Here is a 23,533-nt window from a genome sequence, read left to right as displayed (position 1 = left end):
TATGGAAGCACAATGCACACAAATCTAAAAACAATATCTGAACTGGTCGCTAAAGCGAATGACTTGTTCTATAGCAAATTTTCTGAAATCGATACCTTAATGGGTATCATGGACAAAACCTTACGTAAGCAAGGCATGAACGCTGATGCAATCACGATAGACTGTATTGGCCTCGACAAAAAAATAGTCATTCTTATTCATGATGATAAACCTGAGTCAGTCGAAATAGCATTAGGTAATAAACTCGGTGAAATTCATTCTTCTGCAAGCTATCCAATTACCAACATATCAACACAATCCATGGTCGATATTATGGAGAATTACTTCACTTCAACAAAAACATCGTAATTATCGTCAGCTCAGCTAAAGGTATACCTTATGAAGATGATATATAGCAATGAAAATAACTTCCTTGTTAGTAATATGAAAAACCTTGTCGAAGAACAGAATATAAAAGTATTTATTAAGAATGAATTTTCTCAGGGCGCGGTAGGAGAAATTTCTGCTTTTGACGCATGGCCAGAACTTTGGGTGATTAATGACGCTGATTTTGAACGGGCTCAAGAAATCATCACCCTTGCCACGAATAAGCATACCCAAGACTGGCTCTGCAAGTATTGCCAAGAAGCTAATGATGCTTCTTTTGAAATTTGTTGGCAGTGCCAACGAGAAAAATCATAATAGACAAAGATCAACACACGATAAAATGAAGGTTTAAATTTATGGAAATGGATGAATCAATTAATGTTTTTGGGGAAAAGTTAGAGTTATGCTGCGACAATCCAGTGACGGGATTTTTCCGTGATGGAAAATGCAACACCAACAAAGATGATTTAGGCTCGCACACCGTCTGTATTCAAGCATCTAAAGCATTTCTTGAATACTCGAGGTTTAAAGGCAATGACTTATCCACCCCAATTCCTGAATATAATTTTAAAGGGGTAAAACCTGGTGACGGCTGGTGTCTATGTGCTGCAAGGTGGTTAGAAGCTGAAGCTGACGATATGGCGCCACGAATACACCTTAGAAGAACTCATATCAAAGCGTTAGAGATTGTGCCTATGGAATTATTGAAAAAATATGCCGTTGACCTAAATTGATTAAACAAGGCTTACGCCGATAAAAAATGGGCATAAAAAAACCGATGATATGGAAGTCATCGGCATGTATTAGCTATGGGGAAAGCTAGAATAAAAATTATTACAATAAGTGTCCGCTAGGAACAAAATCAATTATAGAGTAACCACTCTATTAATGCAAATGAATAGTATAAAAACTCTAATTATATTGATTCAAGTCAAAGTTGGGGATTTTTGGCGAATGTTTGGAAAGTCACAAATAATAAGAAATGCATCGTACGATGAGAAAATTTAACATTTAAGTTACACCTGAGATTATTTTTGTAACTCGACAATGATCCAATAAGGTCTGCAAAGATACGAAAGCGGACATTAATGAATTTAAGAGTAAAGACTGTTCCGTGCGCTAAGCGGAAATTATCCTCAAAATATTTACTATACATTTTCTAATGCATGGATAAATATCCTATCTCTGATAAAGTGGTTTATTGTTGTCATATTTTGTTTATTTATTAAGTGATAATAATGATACATTTAAATTAATAATAACTTGAACATGGAAGTATCAAATGTCAAATGATAAAAGAAAAAGAACACTACATTATAAGTTGGCCAAATTGAGTGACAATACTCAAACATTACAAGGCTTATTGGAAAATGTGCTGGCAGACAAAGAGTCTGACTTTATATGCGCTAAAAGCAGACAACAAAGACTTACAGATGATGGTAAAGCTTTTAGGTTTATAAACAGTCATTCAACTCATGGAAGTGATTTAAGGCTATTTCAATTAGTTCAATTTGAGGAAGGTCTTTCTCAAATGACTATCGTAATGGATGATAACGCCGAATCCTTTGAATTAAACCCATTCACACCTGATGATATTAAACGTAAAAATACTAGTGGTAATAAAAAGACAACTGAATTTTTAGATTCTATGCTTTATTTTGGTGTCTTAGGTAATCATGTTGTTATTTTGGGGTCGCAATCGCTTAGGAGTAAGGAGCTTGAAAGTCATTTAAATTGGTTTTTAAAAGACCATACCCAACAATTATCCACACTCGTTTACCTTAGTGATAAGCCGACTATTGCAGCAATAAAACAAATCGAAAAACAACCTGCAAAGAGCGTTAAATTAGGTTCTGATTTGGAATACGAAGCTATAGAAATTGAGCCTCAGTATGAAGAGTATGAGCAGAAGATAAATGAAACTAACAAAATAAGCTGGAGCCCTAAGTCTATTGGAGCCGAAGTTTTGAACTTTTTAAAGGAAACTGGACGTATTGATCAGCTTAAGTTTGATGATTCATTTGATTATAAAAACCTCCATATGACTCTTGAACTCACTTATAACAGAACGACTTCAAAAAAAGGCCAAAAAGCTCTTGATACAATTGCGACTTCGTTAAGACATTTTGATAAAGATGATGTGAAAATTGGTTTAAAAGGTGGAGGTGAAATTAAAGGTGATGAATTAAAACTAAGTACGAGTATTTATCTTGATTTTATTAATGGAAAAATTAATGAAGTAAGTTTAAATGATACTATAGTTAAATGGTTAAACTCAAAATTAAAAACTAGTGAAGTAACGGCAGATTTCGCTGACCTAATTCCTGCTGAATAATTAGAGCCATCATGAATATTAGATATTTTTTATCATTAATATTATTTACATCTATATCAGCTTATCTTTTTTTTGAATTATTTTCTGATTTAGATTTTACAATGAAGAAAGCACCGTGGGTAATACTTAGTATTTTCCTTTTACCTGTATCCTTAATATTTAATACAAAAAATGAAGTTTCATCTTTAACTGAATTGGGTGATGGTGACATTACTGAAACTGAAAGATCTCGTTTGATATTTCAAAAGGATGTTGCGTTAAAAATACTTTTATTGTCATTAATAGTCTGCTTAGTGCTTGTTTTTTCTACGGCTATTTTATTTTATTACGCATCAATTATTGATATTAAAGTTCATTTTGTTTCAACTTTTCTGGGAGCTGAATTTGGGATGCTTTTGTTCATGGTTCTCACTTTATGGCGAATAAATACTTCTATTAACGATTTTAAAACTGAAGTTAAACGTAGAAAAGAGGCATCAAATCAAGCAAGTTCTATATCAAAAAGACTAGGTAAAAAAAAATAAGGTCGTTGAATTAAGTGGGTATTTTATAAATATACCTTTAGGATGTTTTATTGGCAGAGAGGGAACAGCTTTCTAAAAACCGATACAAAATCTAATCCGAATCGATTTTAACCTTTTATTGCTAACTTCTGCAATGTGGTATTAGTTAGCCTTTCAAATTCAGACTACAATGGCCGCTTTTGGCTATAAGTGATCATTCAAGAATTCTCAATGTTTATGACGTTCCAAACAAAATCCTTTCTGTTTCACTAATTAATTAAGTCCACCATACTTTTTTGCCACTTTTCCCTTATCGCTTGAAGGACGCCTCTTTTCTCTACGGCTTTCATCGCATTAGTCAGATTATCTACAATCTTTTGCTCTGTATTCAAACTACAAGCGAAATGAAAGTTAAAGGTCAATTCTTGAAACTGAAATACACCCTTATATTTTAGTTTTTCAGCCATATTCTTAACCCTATTTCTAAGTAAATCATCATTAAGAACCACTAAATCCATATTACGACTAGGCAAGTCCAATAGCTTTAATAACACATCATACTTATTCACCACATAAAGATTTTTACTTTCTATAAAACCCTTGTTTAATAAATAATGGTGCGATGCATCATCACGTATTACTGCGATGTTATATTTTTTCGCCTCTTCTATATTTGTGATAACTATGTGACGGTTCTTCAATGAATACAAAGATACTGTACTCGAAGTAATATGCCCTACCCACTTAAATTGTGATTCACGAGATGGTAGTCGAGCAAGTGAGTATATGCAGGTGTTTTTCTCATGTTTTGCCCTGCTATATGACATCGCCCATGGGTAAGCAACGATATCATATTCATACTGAGACTCTTCTAGTGCTGCCGTGACGATTTCCGTTGAAAACCCCTTAATAGAGTCTTCACTAACTATCTGAAAAGGAGCCAAATGCTCAGTTAATATATTGAGCTTAGTTGCCGTTACTTGACTACAAAAAAATGCAAGAAAAGTGACCAAACTTATGACGAATCTTTTCATTTCTTTCTTCATAAATGTTATTTTCTCATCGTAGATAAACTATAGCTTACAAAGTAACGCTATAGTGACTTATTATCTTGTTAGGTTAACAAAAGCAACGTGGATTGAATAGTTACCAGAAGTTCAACGACAAACACAGCAACTTTTATGCAATTTTATTCGCTTTTAAAAAGTCTAATAACGCACGAACTTTAAGTGGCATATAGGCTTTATCGACATAAACGGCATACAAAGGAATGTGTACTTCATGATGGTTAGGTAGAATTTGTACCAACTCACCATTAACCAGCTCATCCTGAATAACAAAGCTTGGCAGAATACCAAAACCGATATTGTTAAGCACAAACTGTTTAAGTGATGCTGCAGTTCTTACTAACACCCTCGCTTTTTGCTTTATTTTAATCACTTCTGAATTTTTAGAACGCAACACAATAGTATTATCGCCATGTACAATTTCATGACTGATCCAATCCATTTTACTTAGCTCATCCGGATGATTAATCTCTCCAACTTTAGAGAGGTACTCTGGTGAAACACAGAGAATATCGCGTATCTCACCAACTTTTGTTGCGTACAAGCTTGAATCCTCTAATTCCATCGATGCGCGAATAGCTATATCACATCGTGTCTCAATAAGGTTTTGATAACCATCGCTTTCAATAATATCTAATGATATTTGCGGGTATTGAAGTAAAAAGTCACCTAATAACATACTAAGTGCTGTTGTGCCTAACGGAATAGAAATGCGCAATACACCACTAGGCTCTTTTCGGATCGATTTAGCATCACTATTTGCTCTTGAAGCTATTTCTCGAATCATTAAACAATGCTCATAGTAATCTTGACCAGCATCGGTAAGTGATAAAGAGCGTGTTGTTCTATGAATAAGTCGAGTATTAATGCTGCTTTCTAGTTTAGTTACTATTTGTGAAACTCGTGCTTTGCCCAAACCTAGCTCGGTAGCAGCATTAGTAAAAGAGCTTTTTTCGGCGACTTTGCAAAACACCATCATGTCATCAAGTGAAATCATAATAATTTTATCTAGAGAATAGTTTAGTACCAGTAAACTATTAGTTTATCAGTTAGCCAATTGTTAAGTAAATAACCGCTGATTATAATTTCACCATCTTAAAGGCACAACCTTTAACGTTAATTGTTTACCCCACTTTTTTGGAGAATTGTTATGTCAGATCGTAAATTTTTAGTTACCGGCGCTACCAGTAAATTAGGCCGCCAAGTTGTTTCATTTTTGCTAAATGATTTTAAATTACCCGCTAAGCAAATAATTGCTACCTCACGCAATGTTGAAAAGTTAGCTGATTTAAAAGACATTGGCGTAGATGTTCGTCAAGCAGACTTTGCTAAGCCTGACTCTTTATTAACTGCGTTTGAAGGTGCTGATAGCTTATTGTTAATTAGTATGGATGCGGTTGGTGAGCGAGATGTTTTACACACCAATGCGGTAAAAGCGGCCGAAAATGCCGGTGTTAGTTTTATCACGTATACATCAATGCCTGCTGCGAACGAATCGCCACTAGTATTTGCTTTTGAGCACAAAGCCACCGAGCAAGCAATTGCCGACAGTGCTATTAACAACTGGATGATACTTCGTAACAATTGGTATTTTGAAAATTTAACAGAGTTCTTTGCCAGTACATTACAAACGTCAACTTGGCTTACGGCTGCTGCACAAGGTAAAACAGCACAAATTAGCCGTACAGATTTAGCATTTGGCGCCGCAGCAGCACTTTTCAAATCTCAAAATGGTAAAACAACCTTAACTTTGAATGGCTCTAAATCATTAACTGTTGATGAAATGGCTGCAGCAATCAATGACGTTATCGCAACAGAAATAAACGTAGTGCATGTTTCTGATGAAGACTTTAGAAACCAGTTAACTTCTTTTCAGTTACCTGAAGGGATTGTCCAGTTAAGCTCAACGATGGACATTCACAATAGAGATAACTTATCTGATGGCACAAGTGATGAATTTGAACTTTTAACAGGCAGAAAGCCACAAACTTTTAATGCTTGGTTAACGATAAATAAAGAGCAACTGTTAGCCATTGCCAATTCAGCGAGTTAAATGCTATTCGCCATCGAGCATGTTAGTGACTAATGCAGATAGTACAAACATATTAATACCTCCGTTTCGGCGGAGGTAATATCTCATTGTCGTAATTTAGACGCCTTTGCAATTTCCATCTAAAAAAGTCGTCGTGCGTTTAATTAACTCAGCCCTTGAAGAATTGAAACTATGATCATCATCAATCAAGGCATATGAGATTTTACTGTTTTTTGTCTCTTGTAATGCCTTTAATAAAGGTTCAATGTGAGATTTCATTGGAATAATATCTGTATCTGCGGCAATAAGCAGCACAGGTCTACCATTTAGGCTGTTAACTCTTCTCACCAAATTAAGGGCTTTGCCATGTGTTTTAAGTTCCTTTTCTAGCTTTTCGCCTGACCAACCTTTGAGCATAAACAAAGAATCACTGTATTCTTTCCAAGGAACATTGGTTTCAGGGTCAGCAATGATACCTACATCAGCGACTCCCATATTGGCGCCATCATACGCAATCGCACAATTTACCGATGAGTTATCTAAAATTCCGGCAATAGCCATATGCCCCCCCATGCTATGTCCGACGATAGAAATGAATTTAGGATCAATACGAAGCTTAGCTGCATTGTCTTTATCGCTTAAATACTGCAATACTACTTGTACATCTTGCTCTGCATTTAACAAAGAAAATTCACCTTCACTACCCCATGCACCACGATAGTGAAAAAATACTACATTCCAGCCATTACTACGTAAAGCTTGCGCCACATCCAAATTTTTCTCATTTCCTGGATAACCATGTAATAACAAAACAGTTGGATGCGGGTCTTCGCCTGCAGCCATATAAATAAAGCCTGACATGCGTTTGCCATTTGAATTAAACGTTAGCTCTGTCGTTGTAGCTGCATATTCGGTGGTATTTTTTGCATGAGACATCAGGGAAACAGCTGTCATAACAAACATGAGAATGAACTTGTTTAAGAACATTTGAATTTCCTTTTACTTAAGTTTTAAGTGTTGGCCTATAAGTTCAATTTAGTGTTGAACCTACAAAATAGTCAGCTGCCAATGTAGTGTTCATTAAAGTTATGTATCTTAGGCGTAAAACAATCTCAATGTCGATAGACTTTTTAACAAGAATAATAACCATATAAAAAAACAAGTGTGTTGAGTATAGTGAGCACAACATCCAACAGTAAATTCAATTTATCCATGAAAACGATGAAACTAGCCACTGACGAAAAAGCTATTTTAGTGAATAAAATTCAGCACTACCTTCAAACCGAATTAGATTGTGATGCCGGACAATTTGATGTTGAGTTCTTCCTTGAATTTTTAACTAAAGAATTAGCAGGCCACATTTACAATCAAGGCTTATTTGACGCACAAGCAATCTTAACTAGCAAAATCGATGATATTAATGACGCAATTAGTGAGTTAGAACAGGTAATGTGATCAGAATTTCATAAAACTGTAACAATATTTCAGGCAAAAAAAAGCCGATAACAATGCTATCGGCGTATTAGCTATGAGGAAAGCTAGAATATTCAATTATTACAACAAGCGTTCACATAAGGGGAACGAAAAGAATTATAGAGTACATGCTCTAACAACGCAAGCATTAAATGTAATTAAATTACATTTATGTTCTTTTTATCCATAAAAGTTATCGAATGAGTAAAAAAAAGCCAAAATCATATCTGAGTTTGGCTTTTCGTTTTCATTATAACTCTAACGTTATTAAGTTATCATTTTCAATTTTATACTTTAAATGTGTTCGCTATATCTTGTAGTGAGATAGCCAATTTTGCTTGTTCTTTAGCGGTAACAGAAATTTGATTAGCTCCGGTCGTAGTTTCCATTGATTTTTCTTCTACTGAAACAACGTTTTGCGCGACATCCTGCGCAACTGTAGCTTGCTCTTCAATTGCAGTAGCAATTTGATCAGTCATGGCAAAAATATCGCTAACCGACGCGGTAATATCTTCCAAAACAATTTCAACATTTTTAGAGTCTTTAACTGCTTGCTCTGCTTTTGTCTGACTTGCTTCAATAATACTATAAGCGGCATTAGCATCCCCTTGTAATGATAAAATAAAGCTTTCTATTTCTGCTGTAGACTCTTGAGTTCGTTGTGCTAGAGTTCTCACTTCATCAGCAACAACGGCAAATCCGCGCCCTTGTTCTCCTGCTCTTGCTGCCTCAATAGCAGCATTTAGTGCTAATAAATTGGTTTGCTCTGCCACTGACTTAATAACATCAACAACACTAGTAATATTCTGACTACTCTCATGTAAGCTATTGATTTGTTTTGCCAAACCATCAATTTCAGCGGCTAACACTTCAATAGCATGATAAGACTGCTGCACTGTTTTTAAACCATTATTAGCCTTGGTATCTGCTTCTTCCGCTGAGGAGGCTGTTTGCTGTGTACTTTCAGCCACCTCTTTCACTGTTGCAGACATTTCTTCAACAGCTGTAGCAATTAGCGCAATTCCATCTTGCTGTTCAGTTAATGATTTAGCATTGTAATCACAGGTTTGAGAAGTTTCTTCTGCTGCTGAAGCTAGCGTTACGCTAGAGCTTGAAATATCTTTTATCACACTCGAAAACTGCAGCAGAGTCTTGTTTAATGAAATCGCGATTTGGCCTAATTCACTCTCACCTTCATAAGGGCTAGACACTGTTAAATCATTATTATGTCTTACTTGTCTCATTACCGATGTTAAATTAGTTACTCGCTCAGTCAGATCTTTTATAGTGTAAAAACTAATAATTATAGCCAATGCCACCAAGAGTAACGAAGCAACAACATTAATAATTAATGAGTTTTGCGCCTGAGATTTTTTATCATGTACAAGCTTTAAAATTTCTTGTGCTAGTCTGTTTTCAATACTTTTAAGCTGTCCTATACGCTCGGTTGCTTTAGCAAACCAGTATTCAGGTTTTACTTTATAATCATCGCTATTATTACTCGCCAGCTCCCTTAACTGTTCCACCTCTTGTATTGCATCGGTTGATAGTTGTTGCTCAAAGTAGTCGTGATTTTCTTGCTTGGTTAGCAAGGAAAAGTTAGAAAAATATGTATTTTGCTCGCTTACTAATGTGATGAATTTAGCATACATATTTGGCGCAAATTCACCTTTTGCAAAAGTATTACTTAATACAGCTCTTTCTATACCTGCTCGTTCTTTGCCTTGAAGAAAATTATAATAAGCAATAGTTTCTTTTGTTATGAGCGCATCAGTACTCATTTCGGCATTAAACATTGCTACGCTTAATAAATGTTCATTCAGTTGTGTATAGTAAGATAATACTGCAACAAGCGACACAGATTGCTCTGTTACCTGCTTACGTATAGCAGTTAGTTGATTCAAATCTTGATTAATCGTTGTATATAAAGATTGTAACTGGGCAAATTGGATATCACTTTCTTGCCAAAGGTTATTTAACTTTTCACGTTTTGTATCAGTGCCCCTTCGCTGCTTCGTTAATTCGTTTTTAAACTTCACTCCTTTTGAGCCTAGAAAACCAGCAGTCAAACCACGTTCTTTTTGTATTTCATGAACTAATTCACTATAGACAACAGATAACTCAGTTAAAGTGGAAATAGCCGACATTTCATTTTTTACTGTCATGCTATAAAAAATAGTACTGATGCTAAGCCATAAAAAGCCCAGCACGGGTAAAGTTAGTAGAATTAAGATTTTATTTCGAAATGAAAAATGTGAAAAGTTCACTTGTAGACGTTCCCTATATTAAAATTTCTAATGAGTTAGATATTACCCATTATGGTAGTAATTATATTGAAAACAGTTATAAAAATACACAATAACGAATTTAAATTCACAAAAAACGAATAAAAAACCAAAAGTCGATACGAAAATAAGCTGTCCAAAGGAATTATATTACAAAGCCTAAATATTGCCTCATGAATTATCAAACATGCCACCTTAAGCGGTTAATTTCACATCAATTAAATGTACTAGGTATTTGTTGATTCAAGCCACATACAGTAAACTAGCGGTAACTTTTTCATTATTTACTATTAGCGAATAAAAGATGTCAGCAACAGATAATAATCAATCCTCAGACACAGCGCATAGCTCAACCGACAGTACAACTCATTTTGGCTTTCAAACCGTTGATAAAGATGAGAAAGTTTCTATGGTTGCCGGTGTTTTCCACTCTGTTGCTAAACAATACGACATAATGAATGATTTAATGTCATTTGGTATTCATCGCTTATGGAAACGTTTTACTATCGATGCAAGTGGCGTCCGCCCTGGCAATAAAGTGCTAGATTTAGCGGGTGGCACCGGTGATTTAACCGCAAAATTCTCACAGCTTGTTGGTAAGCAGGGTCAAGTCGTGTTGGCAGACATTAACAGTTCAATGCTCAACGTAGGTCGCGATAAGCTACGCGATAAAGGACTAGTGCAAAATATTGAATACGTGCAAGCCAACGCTCAATACTTGCCATTTGAAGACAATACCTTTGATATTGTCACTATTGCCTTTGGTTTACGTAATGTTACCGATAAAGATATGGCATTACGCTCTATCTATCGAGTACTCAAACCTGGCGGTCGCTTGTTAGTACTAGAGTTTTCAAAACCAGAACACGAGCTTGTGAATAAAGCCTATGATTTTTATTCTTTCAATATTCTACCTAAAATGGGTGAATTAGTGGCTAAAGACGGTGAAAGTTATCAATATCTTGCTGAATCTATTCGTATGCACCCGGATCAAGAAACCTTAAAAACCATGTTAGATAATGCCGGCTTTGAACAAACAAGTTTCAAAAACCTAACCGGTGGCGTTGTCGCTTTGCATAAAGGCTATAAGTTTTAATCATTATGAATTCACCTAAAGGGCAGCTAAGTTCGCAATTAATGTGGCCACAAATAGTTGCTGCAAGCGTAGAATTGATTATCAACAAAGTGCTATCTTTTGATTCCGCCAAGGGATCATTAGAAAAGTTAGCACAAAAAACCTTAACTCTCAGCTTAGCTGAGTTAGGCTTTCCACTAAGTTTCACTGTCAACGCAGACTTATCTGATCATAAAGCAATGCTCGTTACTTCATTGGTTGAACACGCTGATTGCACCATTGAAACAAGCATAAAAACCTTACGTGAATTACAGGAAAATCAGCAGTTAACTGAGCTTATCAAACAAAATAAGTTGGATGTCAGTGGCGATATTAAAGTTGCTCAACAGTTTGCAACTTTTGGCCAACAGCTGGATATTGATTGGCAGAGTGAATTAGCTAATCATATAGGTGATGTGCCCACACATAAGCTGTCACAACTTGGTAAGAAAATCGCCGAAAAATTCAATTTTGCTACGACACAAGTTCAAGCAGACGCTAGCGAATATATAGTACACGAACAACGTTTAGTGGTGACAAGTAGTGAAATAAACGCCTTTAATAAAAGCGTTAACCAAATTAGTACGCAAGTAACCGCTATAGAAGTGCGTATTGCTCGCCTAACTGAGCAATCAAAACCTTAAGGAATTTCAATTCGTGAGCAGCATTCGTTTATACCGCATTATTAAAACGTTTCTTCATTATGGTTTAGATGACATTGTGCCGCGTGAGATGTTGCCTTGGTATGTAAAACTTGCACGTACTTCACTGTTTTGGATAAGAAACAAGCACAAAGATAAGCCCGTCGCTTTGCGTTTTCGCTTAGCCATTGAAACGCTTGGCCCAGTATTTATTAAATTTGGTCAAATGCTTTCTACTCGTCGAGATCTGTTACCTGCTGATTTTGCAGATGAATTAGCATTGCTACAAGATCAAGTCACCCCTTTTGATGGTGAAGCGGCTAAAAAGCTGATTATTTCAGCCATGGGTCAAGAGATGTTTGAACAACACTTTAGTGACTTTGATTTAACCCCTCTGGCTAGCGCTTCCATTGCTCAAGTACATACAGCAACACTCATTAATGATGGCGACGATAAAAAGATCGTCATTAAAGTACTGCGTCCTAAAATAGGTAAAACTATTTTGGCGGATGTTAAGGTAATGTCTAGTTTCGCCAGCGTTGTGGCACGTTGGCTACCTGACGGTAAGCGCTTAAGACCTAAAGAAGTTGTCGCAGAATACAAGAAAACCATTTTAGATGAATTAGATCTCAACCGAGAAGCCGCTAACGCAATTCAGCTTAAACGTAACTTCGAACAAGGGCGTGAATACGACAAAGTACTGTACGTACCTGAGATATATAGTGAATACTGCCATAAAAACGTTTTAGTTATGGAGCGTATTTACGGTATTGGCGTTGCCGAAATTGACACCTTGACGGGTTTAGGTGTCGATATGAAATTGCTGGCTGAACGAGGGGTAGAAGTATTTTTCACCCAAGTTTTTCGTGACAGTTTTTTCCATGCCGATATGCATCCAGGTAATGTTTTTGTTGATGCTACTAACCCTGCTGATCCAACTTGGATAGCGATAGATTGCGGTATTGTTGGTACCTTAAATAGAGAAGATAAGCGTTACTTGGCTGAAAATTTTGTCGCCTTTTTTAACCGTGATTACCGCAAAGTTGCACAACTTCACGTGGATTCAGGTTGGGTACCAGCTAATACCAGTGTCGACGAATTTGAATTTGCCATTCGCACAGTCTGCGAGCCAATTTTCAATAAACCACTAGCAGAAATTTCTTTTGGTCAGGTCTTGGTCAACTTATTTAACACCGCCCGCCGCTTTAATATGGAAGTTCAGCCTCAGTTGGTATTACTACAAAAAACCTTGCTGTATATTGAAGGACTAGGTAGGCAGTTGTATCCACAGTTAGACTTATGGCAAACAGCGAAGCCCTTTTTAGAGAACTGGGTAAAAGAACAAATGGGTGTCAAAGCTGTCTTTACCAAGATTAAAGAAAACCTGCCGTTTTGGAATGAAAAGCTGCCTGAAATGCCAGATCTTATTTATGATTATTTAAAAGCTGGCAAAGAAACCCATTTTCAGCAAGCACAGTTGATTGAGCAATTAACTCAGCAACAACAAGCCAATAATAAGCGCCTTGTTTTTGGTGTGCTGTCCGCGGGATTATTCGTAAGCTCGGCATTACTAATCAATCAACCAAATATTATACTGACATCAATAACTGCCGCTGCAGCCTTGATTTGCTTTTTAGGCGCGCTAACTAAATAACCTCTGGTGGAATAACAAATGAAAAGTCCGATAGTATCTACCGCTTGGCTAGCCGGACACCTAGAGGATGAACACCTATTATTGCTTGATACCAGCATGAATAAAGTTGTGGGTAAAGAGTCGATAGTATACCCGAGCCCTATTTACATACCGCAAAGTCAGCGTTTTGATTTGGAAAATGTATTTTGCAATCTAACCTCATCACAAAGTAATGCCTTCCCAACGCAAACACAATTTAACCAAGCCGCTCAACAGCTGGGAATCAACACTAACAGCACTGTCGTGCTTTATGATAACCAAGGCATATACTCATCACCGCGGGCATGGTGGATATTTAAAGCCATGGGTTTTGATAATGTATTTATTCTAGATGGTGGTTTACCGCAGTGGCAATTAGAGCAGCGAGTAACCGTATCTGAGCTAAAATCAGCACCTCTGGAACTAGGTGATTTTATCGGTACATTTGATGCGACATTAGTGTGTGATTCAGCCTATATTGAGAGTAAGTTAACAAGCGAACTCATCGCGATACTTGATGCTCGTTCAAGCGCAAGATTTTCCGGGAAATCGCCTGAGCCAAGAACTGGCGTACGCAGTGGGCACATTCCTAGCTCAATTAATTTACCCTTTGCGCAAACCTTGGATAATCATTGCTTTAAGAATGCAGAACAATTAGCTGAAGTTTTTGCCCAACTAGGCGTAGATAATAAGAAGCAAATTATTCTCAGTTGTGGCTCAGGAATTACCGCTTGTATTATTATGGTCGCGGCACATATTGCCGGCCACCCACAAACGGTATTATATGATGGTTCATGGTCCGATTGGGGCAGTAATGACTCTCTGCCCATTGAGCACAGTTAACAGCTAACCTAGCCCTCTAGCTGAAGAGTTTTATTTTTTATCTTTAGCAAAAAGTGAACGTAGATTTGCCACACCCTGTTTATTAGACTGCTCTTTATGGGCATCCGTTTTTTTCTCTTTTCCTAGTTCCCAGTTCAAATCATCTTGAGGCAATTCATGTAAGAAGCGACTCGCTTCGGTGCGTGAAAGCTCGCCAAATTGACGTCGTTCCTTCGCGTAAGTGAATATCAACTCACGCTGTGCACGAGTTATACCAACGTAAGCCAAGCGACGCTCTTCTTCAATGCCGTCTTCTTCAATACTGGTTTGGTGGGGTAATAAGCCTTCTTCCATGCCAATTAAAAATACGTAAGGAAACTCTAAACCTTTTGAAGCATGTAACGTCATCAACTGCACTTGATCACTACTATCTTCTTCTTCATTACGCTCCATCATGTCACGCAGTGTTAAACGAGTCACAATTTGTGGCAGAGTCATTGGCTCTTCATCATCAGAGCCTTCAAGCATTTGCGTTACCCAGCTAAAGAGCTCAGTAACATTTTTCATGCGCATTTCAGCAGCTTTAGCACTAGGCGAAGTATCGTAAAGGAAGTCTTCGTAATTAATTTCACGGATCATTGAGCGAAGCACTGCTGCGGTATCGCCACGCTCCGTTTGGTCGGCAACATCCACTAGCCATTGAGTGAAGGCCTGCATTTTCATTAAAGCGCGTCCGGTTAAGGTTTGCTCTAAACCTAATTCAAAACTGGCGGCAAACATACTAATTTGACGCATATTAGCGTAATTACCTAGTTTTTCTAATGTCGCCGGACCCAGCTCCCGTTTAGGCACATTAACAATACGTAAAAAAGCATTATCATCATCGGGGTTCACCAATACACGTAAATAAGCCATCACATCTTTAATTTCTGCACGAGAGAAAAACGAAGTACCACCACTGATTTTATAAGGGATGCGATTGGTCATCAGTGCTTTTTCTAGTAAGCGTGACTGGTGATTTCCTCGGTATAAAATCGCGTAATCTTTATAACTGCTGCGATTCATAAAGCGGTGACCAATTAATTCACCTATTATGCGAGACACTTCATCTTCTTCATTTTTGGTTTGCACCACCCTAAGCTCAGGGCCATAGGCTAATTCACTAAACAATGACTTGTCATAAACATGCGGGTTATTAGCGATCAAAATATTGGCACATTTTAATATTCGACCACTTGAGCGATAATTTTGCTCTAATTTTATCAGTTTTAATTCAGGGAAATCTTTACCTAATAACACCAAGTTTTCAGGTTTAGCGCCACGCCAAGAATATATAGATTGGTCATCATCACCTACCACGGTTAAACGCTTACGTTCGCCAGCAATTAGTTTAACTAATTCATATTGGCTAGCATTGGTATCTTGATACTCATCCACTAACAAATAGCGAATTTTATTACGCCAGCGCTCTCGTACTTCAGCATAATTTTTTAACAATAAGGTTGGAATAAGAATTAGATCATCAAAATCCAGGGCGTTATAAGCTTTCATGTGTTGATGATAGCGCTGATAAAATTCAGCATATTCGGCCGTGTCGGCATCGGATGCTAATTTTAACGCAGCATCAGGCAGCAATAAGTCATTTTTCCAGTTGGAAATCATACTTTGTAGTTTGCTGAGTAAATCCTTATCACCATCTAATTCATCTATGGTTAATTCTTTTAATAAAGATAAGCTGTCTTGATCATCAAAAAGGGTAAAGCCAGGTTTATAGCCTAAGGTTTTAATTTCACGACGAACAATATCTAAACCTAAAGAGTGAAATGTAGAAACAGTAAGCCCGCGTGTTAAGTCCTTACCGAGCATTTTCACTATACGCTCTTTCATCTCTCTTGCCGCTTTATTGGTAAAAGTTACCGCGGCAATATTACGTGCTTTGTAATCACATTTTTGTATTAAATAAGCAATTTTTTGACAAATAACCCCAGTTTTTCCTGAGCCAGCTCCTGCCAATACCAGGCATGGTCCGCTGACATATTTAACTGCTTCATTTTGTCCGGGGTTTAATTTCATGTTAACAATTCATCTTTTAGCCAATTACTCGGAAAACTTTTATCTCTTTTCAATCGGTTTTTGTCCTTTGTTAGGACTGAATTCCAACCTAGGTAGCCATGAAAGATAATAATTTTTAAGGACGCTGATTTTACCTGTTTTTACTCAACAGCAAAACAGTTACAATGCTATCAAGTGAATTTTTTAGGATATACCATGATCAATGCAAAAAAGATTGAAGAAATAGCGAAACAAGTAACTGAAGCAATCCCGCCGGGTTTAAAGTCCATGGCTAATGACATTGAAGATAAAACCAAAACGGTATTACAACGTAAGTTATCGCAACTCGATGTGGTAACTCGTGAAGAATTTGATGTGCAAACACAAGTATTAATTAAAACACGCGCTAAGCTCACTGAATTGGAATCTCGCATTGCTCAATTAGAGCAAGATGCTGCTACATCCGAGTAACTTAAAACTCCTTATTAACTTATCTTAGTAGGCGTTATGACAATAATTGATAATAGCTTCACCTCTGAGCAGCAACTAGCCAGTCGAATAACTAACGAAATTAGTGATTTTTGGCAACAAGGTTATTTCGACCACTTTGCAGGGGTAAATAATAAGCGCATCAATTACGCTAGTTTTATTCATGCTGATAGCAAGCTAAATTCAGCGAATAAGTGCTTAGTTATATCCTCTGGTCGAAGTGAAAGTTATTTAAAATATCAAGAGCTTAGCTTTGACCTATTTAACTTAGGCTATAATGTTTTTCTGATAGATCATCGTGGCCAAGGGCTTTCTGAGCGAATGCTAGCCAACTCTCATAAAGGCTATGTTGAAGACTTTCAATTTTATGTCGATGACTTGGCATACTTTATTGATAACATAGTTAAAACGCACTGCCAAAGTAAGCCTTACTTATTAGCGCATTCTATGGGCGGGGCTATTGCCGCTCGATATTTACAAGACTTTCCAGAAAATATAAAAGCCGCGGTGTTATCTTCGCCTATGTTAGGTTTTAGTAGTGGCGGCCTGCCAGCCTCGGTTGCTGATATGGTAATAAAAGTCACCAGCGGTCTAAATCGTTACCTAAGTAAAACACCTTGGTATTTTTTTGGTCATGATAATTTTTCTCAGCATGATTTTCCTAGCAACTCATTAATGCACTCTGAATTACGCTATAAAATATTTACTCAGTTATATGAAAACACCCCTGAGATCCAATTAGGAGGTGTAACAACAACATGGCTAACTTCATCTTTATCCGCCTTAAAAACCCTGTTTAACCGAGTTGATAACATTTCAACTCCGACGTTGGTATTACAAGCAAGCTGTGAGAAAATTGTTGATAATCAAGCGCAAGATGATTTTTGCCAGCAATTACATGCGCATAATCCTAAATCTTGCCCACATGGCAAACCTTTAGTAATTGAAGGTGCGTACCATGAATTATTTTTTGAACGTGATGAACTGCGCAACCAAGCGTTAACAGCTGTTATTGAATGGTTTGAGGACCATTCATAAAACAGCTGCGACAAGATAGTTCATTAAATTACTCTTTTTGCTATATTAATGCTTTTTTACTACAGAGCTAGGGTCTTGATGAATAAACACTTCACAAGGCGCTAATGCTTGGCAGATATTCGCTTCTATTTCATCACTAATCGTATGGGCTTCTAATAAAGACAAATCATCATCTAATTCCAAGTGAAACTGAATAAAACGTTGAGGCCCTGATTGCCGTGTTCTCAATTCATGTATACCTAAAGCACGTTCATGAGATAACACTATGCTCTTTATTTGCGCTAATTCTTCTTTGCTTATTTCATGATCCATCAGCTGATAAACACTTTGGTAAATAATTTTTCCCGCACCTAACAACAAATACAATGCCACTGCTATGGTAAAAACACCATCTGCTTGCAACCAAATCCCCTGACTAAGAACAATCGCTAACAAAACGCCAAAATTCATTAATAAATCAGATTGATAATGTAAAGCATCAGCGCTGATCACCACCGAGCCAGTGCGCTTGATAACATATCGTTGAAAATAAACTAAGGCCAAAGTAAGTAAAATCGCGACAATTGTTACACCAATAGCTAAATTGCTTTGTACTATAACTCTTGGATTAAGTGTTCGCTCTACGCCATTAAAAATCAATAACGTTGCAGAGCCCAGCACAAATGCCGCTTGCACTAAACCTGCTAAGCTTTCCGCTTTACCGTGGCCAAATTTGTGCTCTTCATCCGCAGGAGCTAAGGCAAAACGAAGAATAACGATATTCATTACAGAAGCAAATAGATCTAATACGGAATCAGTGGTGGAGGCTAACATGGCGCTAGAATCACTGACTAACCAAGCATAAAACTTGATAATGATCAGCACTAGCGCAACAGAAGAAGACGTAATGGCAGCTAAGCGCACCCAATAAGCATATTCGTTATTATTTAATGGCTTACTTGCCGAGTTAATTGATTGCTTATTATCCGTCATGAAAAAACAGGCTTTGCGTGAACATTATCGTTATAATAACAACAATTGTTCTTTGTACTCAATCTAGAGTTGTTAAATCATTATGTTAGATGTTGTTCTTTTTCAACCACAAATCCCGCCAAATACTGGCAATATTATTCGCTTGTGCGCTAATTCAGGTTTTCGTTTGCATTTAATTGAGCCACTAGGCTTTGACTTCGACGATAAGAAACTTCGTCGTGCGGGTCTTGATTATCATGAATTTGCGGCTATTAAACGTCATAAGAACTTTGATGCCTTTGTGGAGCAAGAGCAGCCTAAACGTATCTTAGCGATTACCACTAAAGCCACAAACTATTATGGTGATGTGAACTTTACTAGCGGTGATTATTTATTGTTTGGCTCTGAAACGGCGGGTTTACCAGAAGAGGTTAGGTCAAAAATTCCTGACGAGGATAAAATTCGTATTCCAATGTTAAAAGATAGTCGTAGTATGAATTTATCTAACGCTGCTGCCGTTATCGTCTACGATGCATGGCGTCAATTAGGTTTTGTTGATGCGGTGTAATATTAGGCAATAAATAGCCCTTGAATAATTAAGCTCAGCTTAATTATTCTTGTTTTTGGTCTCGAGATAATAGATCAGCCGCCGCTAATTTAGCTGCCTTACCTTTATATAAAACTTGGTAAACTTGCTCAACGATAGGCATTTCGACATCCATTCGTTGGGCTAACATATGCACTTCTTTAGTATTTCGATAGCCTTCGACAACTTGACCAATATCAGACATTGCTTGCTCAACACCTGCGCCTTGACCTAGGGCTAAACCAAAACGACGATTACGAGATTGATTATCAGTACAGGTTAAGACTAAATCGCCTAATCCAGCCATGCCCATAAAGGTTGCAGGATCGGCATTAAGTGCCATACCTAAACGTGTCATTTCAGCTAAACCACGCGTGATTAATGCCGTGCGAGCATTAGCGCCAAAACCTATGCCATCAGCCATACCGGCACCAATAGCAATAACATTTTTCACTGCCCCGCCTAATTGAACGCCAATGAAATCTTTATTTGGGTAAACACGAAAACATTTTTCACAATGCAGTAAATCAGCAAGTTCACGGGCAAAACTTTCATCAGTAGAAGATAATGAAATAGCGGTGGGTAATCCTGCTGCCATCTCTTTAGCAAATGTTGGCCCAGAAAGCACAGCCAAGGCTAAATCATCCCCTAAAATCTCACGTGCGACATCTTGCAATAAGTCACCGTGTTGAGGGTCTAAGCCCTTAGTCGCCCAAGCAACTTTTGCGCTCTTTTTAAGTGAAGGTTTGATTTGTTTTAGCATGTCACCAAAGGCATGGCTTGGTACTACAACAAGAACATTATCACTGGCTTGCACCGCTGAGGAGAGATCGCTAATGGGTGTTAAACTTTCAGGAAAAGGACATCCTGCTAAGTATTTCGTATTTTCACGCGCGTTGATCATGTCATCAACTTGCGCTCTATCACGTCCCCAAAGGAGAGTTTTATGACCATTTCTCGCTAAACAAATAGCTAGTGCAGTGCCGTAAGAGCCTGCGCCTAATACGGTGATATCGGCAGAAACAGTCATAACTTTCTCATTACTCAAATAACTAAGTTAAACTTAGTGAGTTTCAGGGCTTTCAGGTGCGTTTACTTTAGCTTCAGCAGCGCGTTGCTGAACATAAGAAGCAAATAGAGCTTCAAAGTTAACTGGCGATAAATTAAATTGCGGGAATGAACCTCGATTTACTAAACTAGCCACTGTTTCTCTTGCGTATGGAAATAATGTTGTTGGACAAAATGCACCAATAGCATGTGCTAATTGTGCTTCTGGAAGGTTACCAATGGTGAATATACCTGCTTGTTGCACTTCAGCTAAAAAGGCAGTTTGACCTTCAACTGTCGCTGTTACCGTAACCGCTAATACAACTTCATATGTATCGTCAGCTAATTTATTAGAGCGAGTATCTAAATCTAATTTAATTTCAGGCTTCCAGTCTTTTTGAAAAATTGCAGGCGAGTTAGGTGTTTCAAATGAAACATCTTTAGTGTAAACACGTTGGATAGCAAATTGTGCGTCAGATTTTGCTGCTGCATTTAATTCATTTTGGTTTTCGTCGCTCATAAGAATTCCTATATTATCTTTTCTAAAATTTAATTTGGTATTTGCTTAAGCTTTCGCAAGCAATGTGTCTAAGTTATTTTGCCTTTCAAGTGCGACTAGTTGATCACAGCCGCCAATATATGCATCATCGATAAAAATTTGCGGCACGGTATAATTACCTTGGCTGCGATTTATCATTACTTCACGTAATGCCATATCACCATCAATTTTAATTTCTTGAAGATTAAGCTCAGGAAATGTTTTTGACTTTTCTGCCAGTAAAGCTAGTGCGTGCATACAATAAGGACAATATGCCTTGGTGTAGATTTCGACTTTCGCCATGATTATACCTATTGAATATTACTTATTGGTTACTGGTAAGCCAGCGCCAGTCCAAGCATTCATGCCGCCTTTTAGTACACTAACACGAGCAAAGCCTTGCTTGTGTAGATCGTTGGCTATTTTAGCTGCACTAATGCCCGCACTACATATAACAATGATGGGATTTTCTTTATGCTTTTCAAGGCTGCCAAGACCATTTTTATTGATTTTTTCATTTGAAAGGCTAACCGCATCAAGAATATGATTGGCTTTAAAGTCTTTTTCACTACGAATATCAAGCGCTACGCCTTGCTCTCTATTCATTAAAAAAGTTAAGTCTTGTGGGCTAATTTGTTTAACCGGTGACAGGTTTATTCTAATCGTTGTCACGATAATCATCACGACAAGGGCAACCCAAACCGCACTTAACATGCCATTGTTGCTAGCAAAAGTAATAAATTGTTCCATAGATGCTGACCCTTTGAGTACGCAGTAAAGCTGAATGATAAAAACCGTGACAGTATACAGATTATTAGTTTTTTTGCTAATACCATTTGGTAACTAGGGGTGAATCATTTCTTGCTTAAATAAACGACCGCTTAAGTGTACAATACCGGCAATTCAATCAGATACAGTAAAGGTACAGCAGCAATGGTGCATACGAAGAAAAAATCTATGGTGTTAATTATATTGGATGGTTGGGGCTACCGAGAAAGCAGTAGTGCTAATGCAATACAGGCGGCAAATACACCAGTATTAGATAAACTAAGAGCTGATTACCCTAATATGTTAATTCAAACTTCAGGTATGGCCGTAGGTTTACCTGATGGTCAAATGGGCAACTCAGAAGTGGGTCATGTCAATATTGGTGCTGGTCGCATTGTTTATCAAGATTTTACCCGCATCACTAAAGCCATTGAAGACGGGGAATTTAATCAAAACCCAGCTTTATGTCAGGCTGTAGACAAAGCTGTATCACAAGATAAAGCTGTCCATATTTTTGGTTTAATGTCACCAGGTGGCGTGCACAGTCATGAAGATCATATTTTTGCCATGATTGAATTAGCAAAAGCTCGAGGCGCTAATAAAGTTTACTTACACGCCTTTCTCGATGGTCGTGATACTCCACCTCGTAGCGCGAAAGCTTCCTTAGTAAAAGCACAAGAAAAATTCCAGCAATTATTCCCTGAAGGTAATGGACAAGTAGCTTCTGTCATTGGACGTTACTATGCAATGGATAGAGACCAACGCTGGGATCGTGTTGAAGCAGCCTACAATGTTATGGTGTCAGGTGACAGTGAATATCAATATACAGATGCGGTTAGTGCTCTTGAAGCAGCTTATGCCCGTGATGAAAATGATGAATTTGTTAGTGCCAGCGCCATCGTAAATCAAGCGGGCAACACGATTGAGATTGATGACGGCGACGCCTTGGTATTTATGAACTTTAGAGCAGATCGTGCTCGCCAATTTAGCCGATGCTTTACCGAAAATGATTTTAGTGGTTTTGAGCGTAAAAAAGTTCCTGCTATCAGTGATTTTGTTATGTTGACTCAGTATGCTGCCGATATTGATGCTAAAAGTGCCTTTGCACCAGAACCACTAAATAACGTTATGGGTGAATGGTTAGCTAAGCACAATAAAACGCAATTACGCATTTCAGAAACTGAAAAATACGCCCATGTTACTTTTTTCTTTAGTGGCGGCCAAGAAGATGAATTTGAAGGCGAGCAGCGTATTTTAGTACCTTCTCCTGATGTAGCAACTTACGATTTACAACCTGAAATGAATTCAAGTTTACTTACAGATAAACTTGTCGCCGCTATTGAAAGTGGTGAACATGATTTTATTGTTTGTAACTACCCTAATGGCGATATGGTTGGCCATACTGGTGATTTTGATGCCGCAGTAAAAGCGTGTGAAGCGGTTGATGTTTGTATGGGACGTGTTGTTAATGCCTTACAAGAAACAGGTGGTGAATGTTTAATTACTGCCGATCACGGTAATGCAGAACTAATGCTTAATGAAAGCACTGGTCAAGCACATACCGCTCATACTTGTGAGCCTGTACCACTTATTTATGTGGGAAGAAATGCAACACCAGCAAATACTGGTGCGTTAAGCGACCTTTCACCAACATTGTTGCACTTAATGGCAATGGAACAACCTGAAGAAATGACAGGCTCCATTTTAATGCAATTAAGTTGATGCAATTGGATTAATACGGCACACTGGAGTCG

At 37.6% G+C, this 23,533-nt stretch carries 25 protein-coding genes; 15 read left to right on the top strand and 10 right to left on the bottom strand.

Annotated features, from left to right (window positions below; genetic code table 11):
• The first annotated feature begins 12 nt into the window (after window positions 1-12).
• From AC27IF_RS16490 to AC27IF_RS16470, 5 genes are all read left to right on the top strand, one after another.
• A complete protein-coding gene (locus tag AC27IF_RS16490; protein ID WP_487055440.1) occupies window positions 13-348 on the top strand; it encodes a cupin domain-containing protein in 336 nt (111 codons plus the stop codon).
• A 30-nt stretch (window positions 349-378) separates the two neighbouring features.
• Window positions 379-681: a putative signal transducing protein gene (locus AC27IF_RS16485; RefSeq protein ID WP_487055439.1), complete on the top strand. Its 303-nt coding sequence runs from the start codon at window positions 379-381 to the stop codon at window positions 679-681.
• 41 nt (window positions 682-722) lie between these two features.
• Complete coding sequence (locus tag AC27IF_RS16480) at window positions 723-1,100, top strand: DUF2237 family protein (RefSeq protein ID WP_487055438.1); 378 nt, start codon at window positions 723-725, stop codon at window positions 1,098-1,100.
• 548 nt (window positions 1,101-1,648) lie between these two features.
• Window positions 1,649-2,701, top strand: coding sequence for a hypothetical protein (locus tag AC27IF_RS16475; RefSeq protein ID WP_487055437.1), 1,053 nt, complete (start codon window positions 1,649-1,651; stop codon window positions 2,699-2,701).
• Window positions 2,702-2,712: 11 nt separating this feature from the next.
• The gene (locus tag AC27IF_RS16470; RefSeq protein WP_487055436.1) at window positions 2,713-3,225 is read left to right on the top strand and encodes a hypothetical protein; all 513 of its coding nucleotides are present in this window, start codon (window positions 2,713-2,715) and stop codon (window positions 3,223-3,225) included.
• 248 nt (window positions 3,226-3,473) lie between these two features.
• Here the strand turns inward: AC27IF_RS16470 and AC27IF_RS16465 are convergent, their stop codons facing one another.
• Entirely contained in the window at window positions 3,474-4,238 is a 765-nt protein-coding gene (locus AC27IF_RS16465) for a substrate-binding periplasmic protein (protein WP_487055435.1), read from the bottom strand.
• 145 nt (window positions 4,239-4,383) lie between these two features.
• Entirely contained in the window at window positions 4,384-5,268 is an 885-nt protein-coding gene (locus tag AC27IF_RS16460) for a LysR family transcriptional regulator (RefSeq protein ID WP_487055434.1), read from the bottom strand.
• Between the two features lie 153 nt (window positions 5,269-5,421).
• Between AC27IF_RS16460 and AC27IF_RS16455 the strand changes: the two genes are divergently transcribed.
• Complete coding sequence (locus AC27IF_RS16455) at window positions 5,422-6,324, top strand: NmrA family NAD(P)-binding protein (RefSeq protein ID WP_487055433.1); 903 nt, start codon at window positions 5,422-5,424, stop codon at window positions 6,322-6,324.
• Window positions 6,325-6,420: 96 nt separating this feature from the next.
• On the opposite strand, the gene AC27IF_RS16450 is transcribed toward AC27IF_RS16455, so the two are convergent.
• Window positions 6,421-7,290 carry an alpha/beta hydrolase family protein gene (locus AC27IF_RS16450; RefSeq protein ID WP_487055432.1) on the bottom strand — a complete coding sequence of 290 codons (870 nt, stop codon included), beginning with the start codon at window positions 7,288-7,290 and terminating at the stop codon, window positions 6,421-6,423.
• Window positions 7,291-7,479: 189 nt separating this feature from the next.
• Here AC27IF_RS16450 and AC27IF_RS16445 point away from each other — a divergent pair, with 189 nt between their 5' ends.
• Complete coding sequence (locus AC27IF_RS16445; RefSeq protein WP_487055431.1) at window positions 7,480-7,758, top strand: DUF2164 domain-containing protein; 279 nt, start codon at window positions 7,480-7,482, stop codon at window positions 7,756-7,758.
• 305 nt (window positions 7,759-8,063) lie between these two features.
• On the opposite strand, the gene AC27IF_RS16440 is transcribed toward AC27IF_RS16445, so the two are convergent.
• Window positions 8,064-10,043 carry a methyl-accepting chemotaxis protein gene (locus AC27IF_RS16440; protein WP_487055430.1) on the bottom strand — a complete coding sequence of 660 codons (1,980 nt, stop codon included), beginning with the start codon at window positions 10,041-10,043 and terminating at the stop codon, window positions 8,064-8,066.
• A 322-nt stretch (window positions 10,044-10,365) separates the two neighbouring features.
• Between AC27IF_RS16440 and ubiE the strand changes: the two genes are divergently transcribed.
• Genes ubiE through AC27IF_RS16420 form a run of 4 tightly spaced genes read left to right on the top strand, consistent with a single transcriptional unit; the run spans window position 10,366 to window position 14,331 of the window.
• Window positions 10,366-11,157: a bifunctional demethylmenaquinone methyltransferase/2-methoxy-6-polyprenyl-1,4-benzoquinol methylase UbiE gene (gene ubiE / locus AC27IF_RS16435; protein ID WP_487055429.1), complete on the top strand. Its 792-nt coding sequence runs from the start codon at window positions 10,366-10,368 to the stop codon at window positions 11,155-11,157.
• A gap of 5 nt (window positions 11,158-11,162) precedes the next feature.
• Complete coding sequence (locus AC27IF_RS16430) at window positions 11,163-11,819, top strand: ubiquinone biosynthesis accessory factor UbiJ (RefSeq protein WP_487055428.1); 657 nt, start codon at window positions 11,163-11,165, stop codon at window positions 11,817-11,819.
• 13 nt (window positions 11,820-11,832) lie between these two features.
• The gene (gene ubiB / locus AC27IF_RS16425; protein WP_487055427.1) at window positions 11,833-13,470 is read left to right on the top strand and encodes a ubiquinone biosynthesis regulatory protein kinase UbiB; all 1,638 of its coding nucleotides are present in this window, start codon (window positions 11,833-11,835) and stop codon (window positions 13,468-13,470) included.
• 18 nt (window positions 13,471-13,488) lie between these two features.
• Window positions 13,489-14,331: a sulfurtransferase gene (locus AC27IF_RS16420; protein ID WP_487055426.1), complete on the top strand. Its 843-nt coding sequence runs from the start codon at window positions 13,489-13,491 to the stop codon at window positions 14,329-14,331.
• A 30-nt stretch (window positions 14,332-14,361) separates the two neighbouring features.
• On the opposite strand, the gene rep is transcribed toward AC27IF_RS16420, so the two are convergent.
• Entirely contained in the window at window positions 14,362-16,383 is a 2,022-nt protein-coding gene (gene rep / locus AC27IF_RS16415; RefSeq protein WP_487055425.1) for a DNA helicase Rep, read from the bottom strand.
• 195 nt (window positions 16,384-16,578) lie between these two features.
• On the opposite strand from rep, the gene ubiK reads away from it, so the two are divergent.
• Complete coding sequence (gene ubiK / locus AC27IF_RS16410) at window positions 16,579-16,833, top strand: ubiquinone biosynthesis accessory factor UbiK (protein ID WP_487055424.1); 255 nt, start codon at window positions 16,579-16,581, stop codon at window positions 16,831-16,833.
• Between the two features lie 36 nt (window positions 16,834-16,869).
• Complete coding sequence (locus AC27IF_RS16405; protein ID WP_487055423.1) at window positions 16,870-17,889, top strand: alpha/beta fold hydrolase; 1,020 nt, start codon at window positions 16,870-16,872, stop codon at window positions 17,887-17,889.
• A gap of 45 nt (window positions 17,890-17,934) precedes the next feature.
• On the opposite strand, the gene AC27IF_RS16400 is transcribed toward AC27IF_RS16405, so the two are convergent.
• A complete protein-coding gene (locus AC27IF_RS16400; protein WP_487055422.1) occupies window positions 17,935-18,861 on the bottom strand; it encodes a cation diffusion facilitator family transporter in 927 nt (308 codons plus the stop codon).
• 82 nt (window positions 18,862-18,943) lie between these two features.
• On the opposite strand from AC27IF_RS16400, the gene trmL reads away from it, so the two are divergent.
• Window positions 18,944-19,408, top strand: coding sequence for a tRNA (uridine(34)/cytosine(34)/5-carboxymethylaminomethyluridine(34)-2'-O)-methyltransferase TrmL (gene trmL, locus AC27IF_RS16395; protein WP_487055421.1), 465 nt, complete (start codon window positions 18,944-18,946; stop codon window positions 19,406-19,408).
• A 43-nt stretch (window positions 19,409-19,451) separates the two neighbouring features.
• Here the strand turns inward: trmL and gpsA are convergent, their stop codons facing one another.
• From gpsA to AC27IF_RS16375, 4 genes are read right to left on the bottom strand one after another with little or no spacing between them, the layout of a single operon-like run.
• The gene (gene gpsA / locus AC27IF_RS16390) at window positions 19,452-20,456 is read right to left on the bottom strand and encodes an NAD(P)H-dependent glycerol-3-phosphate dehydrogenase (protein WP_487055420.1); all 1,005 of its coding nucleotides are present in this window, start codon (window positions 20,454-20,456) and stop codon (window positions 19,452-19,454) included.
• 33 nt (window positions 20,457-20,489) lie between these two features.
• Entirely contained in the window at window positions 20,490-20,993 is a 504-nt protein-coding gene (gene secB, locus AC27IF_RS16385; RefSeq protein WP_487055419.1) for a protein-export chaperone SecB, read from the bottom strand.
• A 45-nt stretch (window positions 20,994-21,038) separates the two neighbouring features.
• Window positions 21,039-21,314: a glutaredoxin 3 gene (gene grxC / locus AC27IF_RS16380; protein WP_487055418.1), complete on the bottom strand. Its 276-nt coding sequence runs from the start codon at window positions 21,312-21,314 to the stop codon at window positions 21,039-21,041.
• Between the two features lie 18 nt (window positions 21,315-21,332).
• Window positions 21,333-21,761: a rhodanese-like domain-containing protein gene (locus tag AC27IF_RS16375; RefSeq protein ID WP_487055417.1), complete on the bottom strand. Its 429-nt coding sequence runs from the start codon at window positions 21,759-21,761 to the stop codon at window positions 21,333-21,335.
• 186 nt (window positions 21,762-21,947) lie between these two features.
• On the opposite strand from AC27IF_RS16375, the gene gpmI reads away from it, so the two are divergent.
• Window positions 21,948-23,501, top strand: a complete 1,554-nt coding sequence (gene gpmI, locus AC27IF_RS16370) for a 2,3-bisphosphoglycerate-independent phosphoglycerate mutase (protein WP_487055455.1) — start codon at window positions 21,948-21,950, stop codon at window positions 23,499-23,501.
• Window positions 23,502-23,533: the final 32 nt, after the last annotated feature.

It is taken from the genome of Colwellia sp. KS18-150 (assembly GCF_057551365.1).
Note: the sequence above shows the minus strand (reverse complement) of the source record. Positions and strands in the feature narration are given on the sequence as shown.